This is a genomic window from Nostoc sp. CCY 9925 (assembly GCF_963920935.1).
Taxonomy (GTDB): Bacteria; Cyanobacteriota; Cyanobacteriia; order Cyanobacteriales; family Nostocaceae; genus Nostoc.
On sequence record NZ_CAWUDO010000027.1, the window covers coordinates 82,667 to 91,946 of the forward strand.

Annotated in this window: 9 protein-coding genes; 3 read left to right on the forward strand and 6 right to left on the reverse strand. The window is 40.0% G+C overall.

Annotation, left to right across the window (positions count from 1 at the left end; all coding sequences use genetic code 11):
* Nucleotides 1-32: 32 nt before the first annotated feature.
* Nucleotides 33-743, reverse strand: coding sequence for a hypothetical protein (locus ACM0OY_RS16255; RefSeq protein WP_414569880.1), 711 nt, complete (start codon nt 741-743; stop codon nt 33-35).
* A gap of 822 nt (nt 744-1,565) precedes the next feature.
* Between ACM0OY_RS16255 and bchL the strand changes: the two genes are divergently transcribed.
* The 3 genes from bchL to ACM0OY_RS16270 all read left to right on the forward strand — a co-directional run bounded on the left by bchL (nt 1,566) and on the right by ACM0OY_RS16270 (nt 4,850).
* The gene (gene bchL, locus ACM0OY_RS16260) at nt 1,566-2,432 is read left to right on the forward strand and encodes a ferredoxin:protochlorophyllide reductase (ATP-dependent) iron-sulfur ATP-binding protein (protein WP_292774821.1); all 867 of its coding nucleotides are present in this window, start codon (nt 1,566-1,568) and stop codon (nt 2,430-2,432) included.
* A gap of 32 nt (nt 2,433-2,464) precedes the next feature.
* Nucleotides 2,465-3,253, forward strand: coding sequence for a DUF5331 domain-containing protein (locus tag ACM0OY_RS16265; protein ID WP_414569881.1), 789 nt, complete (start codon nt 2,465-2,467; stop codon nt 3,251-3,253).
* 193 nt (nt 3,254-3,446) lie between these two features.
* Nucleotides 3,447-4,850 (forward strand): ferredoxin:protochlorophyllide reductase (ATP-dependent) subunit N, encoded by a 1,404-nt coding sequence (locus ACM0OY_RS16270; protein WP_414569882.1) that lies wholly within the window; start codon nt 3,447-3,449, stop codon nt 4,848-4,850.
* Nucleotides 4,851-4,922: 72 nt separating this feature from the next.
* On the opposite strand, the gene ACM0OY_RS16275 is transcribed toward ACM0OY_RS16270, so the two are convergent.
* The 5 genes from ACM0OY_RS16275 to ACM0OY_RS16295 all read right to left on the reverse strand — a co-directional run bounded on the left by ACM0OY_RS16275 (nt 4,923) and on the right by ACM0OY_RS16295 (nt 9,239).
* Nucleotides 4,923-5,291, reverse strand: a complete 369-nt coding sequence (locus ACM0OY_RS16275; protein WP_414569883.1) for a hypothetical protein — start codon at nt 5,289-5,291, stop codon at nt 4,923-4,925.
* Nucleotides 5,292-5,416: 125 nt separating this feature from the next.
* On the reverse strand, nt 5,417-6,298 hold the full coding sequence (locus ACM0OY_RS16280; protein WP_414569884.1) for a LysR family transcriptional regulator: 882 nt from the start codon (nt 6,296-6,298) through the stop codon (nt 5,417-5,419).
* Between the two features lie 5 nt (nt 6,299-6,303).
* On the reverse strand, nt 6,304-7,047 hold the full coding sequence (locus tag ACM0OY_RS16285) for an amino acid ABC transporter ATP-binding protein (protein WP_414569885.1): 744 nt from the start codon (nt 7,045-7,047) through the stop codon (nt 6,304-6,306).
* Between the two features lie 79 nt (nt 7,048-7,126).
* Nucleotides 7,127-8,278 carry an amino acid ABC transporter permease gene (locus ACM0OY_RS16290; protein WP_414569886.1) on the reverse strand — a complete coding sequence of 384 codons (1,152 nt, stop codon included), beginning with the start codon at nt 8,276-8,278 and terminating at the stop codon, nt 7,127-7,129.
* Between the two features lie 55 nt (nt 8,279-8,333).
* The gene (locus ACM0OY_RS16295; protein ID WP_414569887.1) at nt 8,334-9,239 is read right to left on the reverse strand and encodes an amino acid ABC transporter permease; all 906 of its coding nucleotides are present in this window, start codon (nt 9,237-9,239) and stop codon (nt 8,334-8,336) included.
* Nucleotides 9,240-9,280 lie beyond the last annotated feature (41 nt).

The following is a 9,280-nucleotide window of genomic DNA, read 5'->3' on the forward strand; positions in this document are numbered from 1 at the left end:
TACGCCATTTTTTAAACATCACACAACAGCACCTAAATTTGACAGTTTTGAGTTAGTTTTCCTTCCAAATAATCAATAAATTCGAGAATTTCTGTATCAGTGAGTTGTAAGCGCGATCGCTTGCCATATTTCTGCTGCAAATACTCTCTACCTTGTTCTGGAGTCCAATTTAATTGTGCTAAATATCTGTCAGTTTGAGCTATCAGCACTGTCTGGACTTCTGAAGGCATTGTATTAGCAGATATTTGTATTGGTTCTTGATTTAAATTTTGAATAGAATTAATTTTTAAACTTACTTTCTGTCCTATAGCTTGCCAGTTATTTTCCTTGTGTCCATCCCAACTAACACCTACAGACTGATAAGTAACCGGATCGTAAATACTACAAAAAACCACATTACTATCCCCTGGGCTAACCGAAATAGTCAGTGGATTATGTAGTTGTTGATAATTAAGGACATCCAAAGATAACAACAAACTTTTAGAAAAGTAAGATTCACTTCCTGAACGAATGATATAAGGTTTATCTGCCAAAATATATAAATCATTCTTTTCAACTACTTTAAACTTAGTTTCAACCTTTTTATTGATTTCTATCTTTGTGATTACTCCCGTTAAGGCTCTCTCATAAATTGGGATGCGCCTTTCATCTTCAGATAGCATATACCAACAGTGATCGGTTTCTCTACTAACAAAGACATATTGAGGTTTTGGAATAGCTCCGAATCCTAATTTAACTTCCATATTTTTGAGCGAGTTTTCTTAAATTAATTTCTTTAACAGCAAGCTTTGACGATTTGTACCGTTAAGCCATGAGTTCCTTTATAGATATAATTCCCTAGACAGGAATTAAATTAACATTAAGGCAACCAAAGTTACGGTTTTTTTGTGCATCACTCATAACTTTTCTCAACACAGAGATGTTGAGTATTAACATTGATTTTTTAGACTTGACAAGACTGTACTTTTCTGAAAATAAATATCTTAATATTTCTTAAATATTAGCTAGTTATATTGATGCAGCTTAGAGATTTGAAGAATTTTAGACAATAATTTGGCAATTTAATAATATTTTACAAAATCAGATTAACTTGCTCTCAAGTGGTGTTGGCTAACGAGGGAAAGGTGGGAATTTAATTGCGATCGCTAATTTCAGTCGTTTTTGCAACAGATGGCTGCATATACCTCTGTCTAACCTTGACACTGCGTCCTAATCCCCTGAAAACGCCTCCTATGAGAATCAGTTAATTGTATGAAAACCATTTAAAAAAGGGAATTTGAGGTTTTTGTATTTTGTAACTATTTTTATAAAAATAGTTATTTAAAAAACTTTATTTAGGATTTTTAGGTTTATATAAGTTTTTTAAGCTAATAAAACCCTAAATAAAGGTATTTAAAGTATCTAGCGCCAAATAACAACGTTTTACAGATTCAGACCCACTTTCTTTTCTATGTAATTTGCACAATAATGACAACCACAAGACCTCACGCATCGCCGTCTCAGGCAAGGTGAAGGCAAACGTTTGAGCCACAAGTTTGACAAAAAGCTATAAGAGGCAAACAACAGTGAAACTAGCAGTCTACGGAAAAGGTGGTATTGGCAAATCCACAACTAGCTGTAATATATCCGTCGCCCTAGCTAAACGTGGCAAGAAAGTGCTGCAAATTGGCTGCGACCCAAAACATGACAGCACCTTCACCCTGACAGGGTTTTTGATTCCCACAATTATCGACACTCTTCAAGAAAAGGATTATCACTACGAAGATGTCTGGCCGGAAGATGTAATCTACAAAGGCTACGGCGGTGTTGATTGCGTAGAGGCTGGTGGGCCACCTGCGGGTGCTGGATGTGGCGGTTATGTAGTTGGCGAAACAGTGAAATTACTTAAAGAACTCAACGCTTTTGATGAGTACGATGTAATTTTGTTTGACGTTCTCGGCGACGTAGTTTGCGGTGGATTTGCAGCACCACTCAACTATGCAGATTACTGCCTGATCGTTACTGACAACGGCTTTGATGCTTTATTTGCTGCTAATCGCATTGCTGCTTCAGTCCGGGAAAAAGCACGAACTCACCCATTGCGTTTAGCTGGGTTAATTGGCAACCGCACCTCGAAGCGCGACTTAATTGAAAAATATATAGAAGCTGTGCCAATGCCAGTTCTAGAGGTTTTACCTTTGATTGAAGATATCCGCGTTTCTCGTGTTAAAGGTAAAACTTTGTTTGAAATGGCAGAGCAAGATCCTTCCCTGGACTACGTTTGCGATTATTATCTCAACATCGCCGACCAAATTTTGGCGCGTCCGGAAGGTGTTGTACCTAATGACTCACCAGATCGCGAATTGTTCTCTTTGTTGTCCGATTTTTATCTAAATCCGGGTAAACCCCAGGTTCCTAATTCAGAAGAGGAACTAGACTTGATGATTGTATAAATCACCAAGTTCTCAGGATGGGGGACAATAACATGGCATTCTTTCACAGCTTTACAGATTCATTAAAGCAGAAGTGGTTGCAATTTTTCCAGAACAATCGGGATTGGATTACCCTGCACATGGAAGTGGAATCGGTGTACACACCTGATGGCGGGAAGCGACCACCTTCTTACCTCATCCTGGGAGTAGTTAACGCTCTAGAACCAAAGTTAGCGCAATTAATGTTGCCCTTTGCCAAGCTTAATCCTGATGCTGATACGCTGATTGAAGTGCTGGATTTGCATTTTGACCCAGATTTTGCTCTTGGAAACCGCTATCAAATCAGCCCAGAAATAGACAGATACGTAGAAGAAGCAGCAGCTGTAATTGATGAAAAGCCTGAAGATGAAACATTGACCCATTCCCATACAAATGGCTTTGAGTCGATGGCCGTATCTCAAAAGTTCACAATGGTCGATTCTGATGATGAAAATCTGGCGTTAAGCGAGTCAGAGGAAAGTGAAAATGGCTTTGGTGATATTTCTTTATCTAACGACGAAGATTTAAAAGATGAGTCCCTCCAAATCTCTAGTGTAGAAGCAGATGAGTTTGGGGAAATTACCTTCGATGCAACAACAGCCGCAATAGAAGTAAAGCTGGATGACCAGGCACTTGAAGATAGTCCACTAGACGAGAATGCTTTTAGTGACGTGTTGTCAGATGTCTGGGGTGATGAAACATCACTGCAAAAGGCTGAAGAAAATAACGATTTGTTAGGGGAAGAACTGCCAGCTGGCGTTTTTGATGAATCCGAAATTGCCCGTCTCTTCCCCAACGCTTAATTACTAAGTTAGGAGTAAAAAAAGTTAACAGAGACGCGATTAATCGCGTCTGTACAAGAGTTAAGAGTAGAAACGCGATTAATCCTTGTCTGTACAAGAGTTAGTAATAAAAACTGATAATTCACAACTCATAACTGATAACTGATAACTGAATTACTCCTAACTGGAAAAATCAAGGGGAGAAAAAACCAAAATGACTGTCGCTCAACAACCAGAAGCTTTAAACTTTGAGTGTGAAACTGGGAATTACCATACCTTTTGCCCAATTAGCTGCGTGGCGTGGTTATACCAAAAAATTGAAGATAGTTTCTTTTTGGTGATTGGGACAAAAACTTGTGGCTACTTCCTGCAAAATGCGATGGGGGTGATGATTTTTGCTGAACCCCGCTATGCAATGGCAGAGTTGGAAGAGGGGGATATTTCGGCACAACTGAATGATTATGAAGAGTTGAAGCGGTTGTGCTTGCAAATTAAACGCGATCGCAATCCTAGTGTAATCGTCTGGATTGGCACCTGCACCACCGAAATTATCAAAACAGATTTGGAAGGTTTAGCGCCGAAGCTGGAATCTGAAATCGGTATTCCCATCGTTGTCGCCCGTGCAAACGGTCTAGATTACGCCTTCACCCAAGGAGAAGACACCGTGTTAGCAGCAATGGCTAACCGTTGCCCTGATAAGGCTCCTGTGGCGGAAACAGAGAAGAGCGAACGGAATGCGATCGCTAAATTGCTAAACTTCGGTAAGAAGAAAGAAGATGTAGCCCAAGAAGAATCTGAGTACGTAGATCACCCACCCTTAGTTCTCTTTGGTTCCCTTCCTGACCCCGTAGTTACTCAGTTAACCTTGGAATTGAAGAAACAAGGCATTAAAGTTTCCGGCTGGCTACCTGCAAAGCGCTTCACTGAACTGCCAGTACTGGAAGAAGGGTATTATGTCGCTGGTGTCAATCCCTTCCTCAGCCGCACAGCTACAACTTTAATGCGCCGCCGCAAGTGTAAACTCATCGGCGCACCGTTCCCCATTGGCCCCGATGGTACCCGGGCTTGGATTGAGAAAATCTGCTCGGTGTTCGGTATTACTCCCAAGGGTTTGGATGAACGGGAAGCACAAATTTGGGCAGGTTTGGAAGATTACGTCAAACTGATTCGCGGTAAGTCTGTATTCTTCATGGGTGATAACTTGCTGGAAGTTTCCCAAGCACGATTCTTAATCCGTTGTGGGATGACGGTTCACGAAATTGGCATTCCTTACATGGATAAGCGCTATCAAGCTGCTGAGTTGGCGCTTTTAGAAAAAACTTGCCAGGAAATGAATTCACCCCTGCCAACGATTGTTGAGAAGCCGGATAATTACAATCAACTCCAGCGGATTTATGAGTTGAAACCAGATTTGGTAATTACTGGTATGGCTCATGCAAATCCGTTGGAAGCACGCGGTATTAATACAAAATGGTCTGTGGAGTTCACCTTTGCTCAAATTCACGGCTTTACAAATGCGCGTGACATGTTGGAGTTGGTGACTCGTCCGTTGCGTCGGAATAATAATTTGAAAGATTTGGGTTGGGAGAAGTTGGTGAAGGAAGAAGCGAAGATTTAAGATTTGAGTTTTTATTGGGCAATACCATAAGACTATATGAGTGGGGGCGAACTTTTGGGTTCGTCCTTTTTTTTACGAACCGCAGAGGCGCAGAGGACGCAGAGAAAGAATTGAGAATAGTTTAGGACTTACACAAAAACTCTCTGAAATTCTTATTTCTTTGTGCCCTTTGCGTCCTTTGCGGTTCGTTTTTTCATAATCTTGTGTAATTGGATCAATCCATTGGTAAATTCGTGTTATTCTTCGCAAATGAATCTGACCTTTGAACTCAGGTTGTAAATATGCTCCTGGGTTAGAAGTAAGCAAAAGGTTAACATATTTTTGAATACGAGAACGGATAATTCTAGCCCCTTCTTGGAAGCGGCGAAGTGCTGTTTCATGTTCCTCTAATTCTAAATAGCAACGTGCTTCAGCTAGGTAGGCTAAAGATAAAGTTAGCAAATACTCATCAGCAATTTGGCTTTTTTGCTCAATTTCGATATCAGTATATTCAGTGTAAATATGTTCTGCTTGTAAGAAACGATTAATAGCTTGCAGGGCACTGCTTCTATCGAGATTTTATAAATTCAGTTTCGTAGTTGAAGCATTTGCAGAAATTCCCTTAATACAGGCGCCATATCTTCTTCCCGCCACACTATAGCCGTTTCTACTAATGGTGTTTTCTCCTCAAAACTGCGATAAACTACACCAGTTCTCTGAAGATTTTGCAATGAAGATGGTACGATCGCAATTCCCATTCCCGCTGAAACTAACCCGATAATTGTCTGCATTTGAATCGCTTCTTGAGTCACTTTAGGGCTAAAATTTCCTTGCTGACAAAGACTCACAATTTGGTCGTAAAGTCCAGATCCTAAATGGCGAGGAAACATGATAAAGTTTTCATTGATTAGCGATCGCACTGAAATTTTTTCTTGTTCAGTTAAGAAATGAGTTTCCGCTAAAGCCACAATTAAAGTTTCTTGCTGAATGCATTTTTGATTGAGTGTGTTATCTTCCAATGGTGGATGAGCAAAGCCTACATGAATGCGATTTTCTTGTAGCGATCGCTCTTGCTCAGTTGTAGTTAATTCTTGTAAAATTAACTCTACTTCTGGAAACTGTTCTCGAAATTGTCGCAAAATTACAGGAAGCAAATTATAAGTTACCAAACTGGTAAACCCAATTCGTAATTGTCCCTTTTCACCTCTGCCAATTTTTTGAGTTACCTCTATTGCTTTTTGGAGTTGAGCTAAAAGTTGATAAGCTTCTTGCAAAAATACTTGTCCTGCTTCCGTTAATTGCACCTGTCGCTTAGTTTTGCGGTGAAACAGTTCTACTCCCAATTGCGCCTCTAGTTGCTGAATTTGCTGACTTAAGGGCGGTTGAGCGATATGCAGTCTTTCAGCAGCTCTACTGAAGTGCAGTTCTTCAGCCACAGCGATAAAGTAGCGCAGATGTCGCAATTCCATTTTTTTTAGAGAATTTGCGATAAAAATTTGCGTGTTCTTTCTTCTTTAGGGTTACTGAAAAATGTCTCAGGTGTAGCTGACTCGACGAGAGTACCGCTATCCATGAGAATAACTCGGTCGGCGACTTCGCGGGCAAATCCAACTTCGTGGGTGACGACTACCATTGTCATTCCATCACGGGCGAGACTTCGCATTACATCCAATACTTCCCGTACCATTTCTGGGTCTAAGGCTGAGGTGGGTTCATCAAACAACATAATTTTAGGTTGCATGGCTAAAGCACGAGCGATCGCCACCCGTTGCTGTTGTCCCCCAGATAACTGTCCTGGATATTTGTGTGCTTGTTCTAAAATGCCTACTCTTTCTAGTAGTTTCATCGCCAATTCTTGAGCTTGTGTTTTTGGCGATCGCCTTACCCAAACTGGTGCCAAAGTTATATTTTGCAGCACTGTCAAATGGGGAAATAAATTAAACTGTTGAAATACCATTCCGACTTCTCGGCGAATTGCTTCTATATTTCGCAAGTCATGACTCAAAGTAATACCATCAATTTCAATTCTTCCTTGCTGGTATTCTTCTAAAGCATTGAATGTGCGAATAAAAGTAGATTTCCCAGAACCAGAAGGCCCCATTAAAACTACAACTTCTTTGCGATTTACTGTTAAACTTATACCTTGAAGAACGTGGAATTTAGCATACCACTTGTGAACATTTTCAGCAATAATTATCGGTTTTTGTTCTGTCGACACAGATTTGCACCTCCGAATTTTTTAGTAAGCTTATAGAGTAATGAACAATTACTGAGGTTAATTTTTTAAAATCTCCTGACTACTGATTTAACTGTTTTTCTAAGCGCCGAGAAGCCAGCGACATTGAGTAACAAAATACCCAGTAAATTAATCCAATAAATAAATAAACTTCTGCATAGCGACCCAGAAATTCTGGCTGTGCCAAGATAGAACGGGCAATACCTGTGAGTTCTACTAATCCGAGCAAAGATAAAAGTGAAGTATCTTTAAATAAGCTAATAAATTGACCAACGAGCGCAGGAATCACCGCACGTAAAGCTTGAGGCAAAACAATTAATAAAACAACCAAAGCTGTATTTAATCCTAATGCTTTGGCAGCTTCAATTTGTCCTTGTGGAATTGATTGAAGTCCACCGCGTACATTTTCTGCCATGTAAGCAGCACTAAATAATATCAATCCAGCAATTCCTCGCAATACCCGATCTAAACGTACATCTGCTGGCAAAAATAAGGGAAGCATTACTTGAGCAAGGAACAAAATCCCAATCAATGGGACTCCCCTAACGATTTCAATATATAGGATAGAAAACCAACGCACGACGGGTAAATCACTTGTCCGCCCTAAAGCTAGTAAAACCCCAATGGGAAAGGAAAGCACAATACTAATTGCTGCCATTAGTAGGGTAAGTAGTAAACCATTCCATAAATTTGTCGGTACAGATTGCAATCCAAATCCACCGCCAATTAGCCACAGAATGATGGGGAAAGATAATACCCATAATAGAGAAAGCCAAGGAGCTAGTACTTCAGAAAAGTTCCTTCCAACCCCAAAACCTGCAAATATTAAAACTGCAATTAATAGTAACTGTATGCGGGATATGAAATCGAGTGGTAAAATAACCAACAAAACACCGACTATGAACGTAAAAAAAATAATTACACGTCTTGTTAACTGTTGCTTGCTAAAAAATACACCCGCAGTTATAGCGCTTAAAATCGCAGCGATCGCCAGCACAATCCAAGCTCGCCAATATAGCGTTTGAGGGAACCTACCAACTAAAAATAAAGGTAAATTAACCTGAATTACTGCCCATTGCGCTTGAGTCGTTGCCCAAGTTATCACTCCTCGTACTATCCAAAACAAAAATACCAAACACACAACAGTTAATAAGCTGTTGTACCAAGTACTGAATAGGTTTTTATGCAACCAAGTCAATTGTTTGTTAGTCATTAGTCATTTGTTTTTCTTTGCATCTTTGCGTCTCCCTCATTTACCTTATCTCCTGTTATCTCTCTTTAATTTGCACGGTGCGATTAAATAAATTCATGACTAGAGAGATACTCAAACTCAAAATCAGATAGGTAACCATAATCAGTAATATTACTTCTACAACTCTCCCTGTTTGGTTAAAAGTGGTGGAGGCGACAAAATAAATATCAGGGTAGCCGATGGCGATCGCTAAGCTGGAATTTTTTGTCAAGTTCAGATATTGACTCGTCAACGGTGGAATAATTACCCGTAAGGCTTGGGGAAAAATCACCAGTCGCATTACCAACCCTGGTTTTAATCCTAGCGATCGCCCTGCTTCCCATTGTCCCTGAGGTACTGATTGAATTCCACCTCGGACAATTTCCGCAATAAACGCACCTGTGTAAAAAGTTAATCCCAACAACAAAGCTGAAAACTCTGGTGATACAGTAAACCAAGGAAGTTCTAAGCCATTTTGGCTAACGCCAATAAAACCCCAAAAAGATATTTTATTTTCTGTTTTCGGAAAACTGAGGAAAACAGCAAAGTACCAAAATAATAATTGCAGCAGCAAGGGCGTATTACGGAAAATCTCCACATAAATCATAGTGATATTCCGCACTAGCCAGTTTTCAGAAAGTCGGGCGATACCAGCTGTGATACCCACAATTGTAGTGAGAAAAATTCCTGCGATCGCCACCCGCAACGAGTTAATTAACCCCACCCATAAAGCTTGGGTGTATGTATCAGTTGGGTTGTAGTTAATCGGCTTTTCACCAATCTCAAAAGAAGCTTGTTGGTTGAGGAAATAAAATCCAAACTGAATGCCCAATTGCTGCAAATTACGGTTAAGATTTTGCCACAGTATTACTACTACAAGTGCTGTGAAAAATACTGCAATAAATTGCCCAGCAATTCTCCAAAAACGGTAGTCATTAGTCATTAGTCATTAGTCATTAGTCATTAGTCATTAGTCATTAGTCA

Excerpts from the sequence above, each read along its gene's own strand:
- ACM0OY_RS16280 (WP_414569884.1), bottom strand. The coding sequence starts at position 6,298 with ATGGAATTGCGACATCTGCGCTACTTTATCGCTGTGGCTGAAGAACTG.
- ACM0OY_RS16270 (WP_414569882.1), top strand. The coding sequence starts at position 3,447 with ATGACTGTCGCTCAACAACCAGAAGCTTTAAACTTTGAGTGTGAAACT.
- ACM0OY_RS16295 (WP_414569887.1), bottom strand. The coding sequence starts at position 9,239 with ATGACTAATGACTACCGTTTTTGGAGAATTGCTGGGCAATTTATTGCA.
- ACM0OY_RS16255 (WP_414569880.1), bottom strand. The coding sequence starts at position 743 with ATGGAAGTTAAATTAGGATTCGGAGCTATTCCAAAACCTCAATATGTC.
- ACM0OY_RS16290 (WP_414569886.1), bottom strand. The coding sequence starts at position 8,278 with ATGACTAACAAACAATTGACTTGGTTGCATAAAAACCTATTCAGTACT.
- ACM0OY_RS16265 (WP_414569881.1), top strand. The coding sequence starts at position 2,465 with ATGGCATTCTTTCACAGCTTTACAGATTCATTAAAGCAGAAGTGGTTG.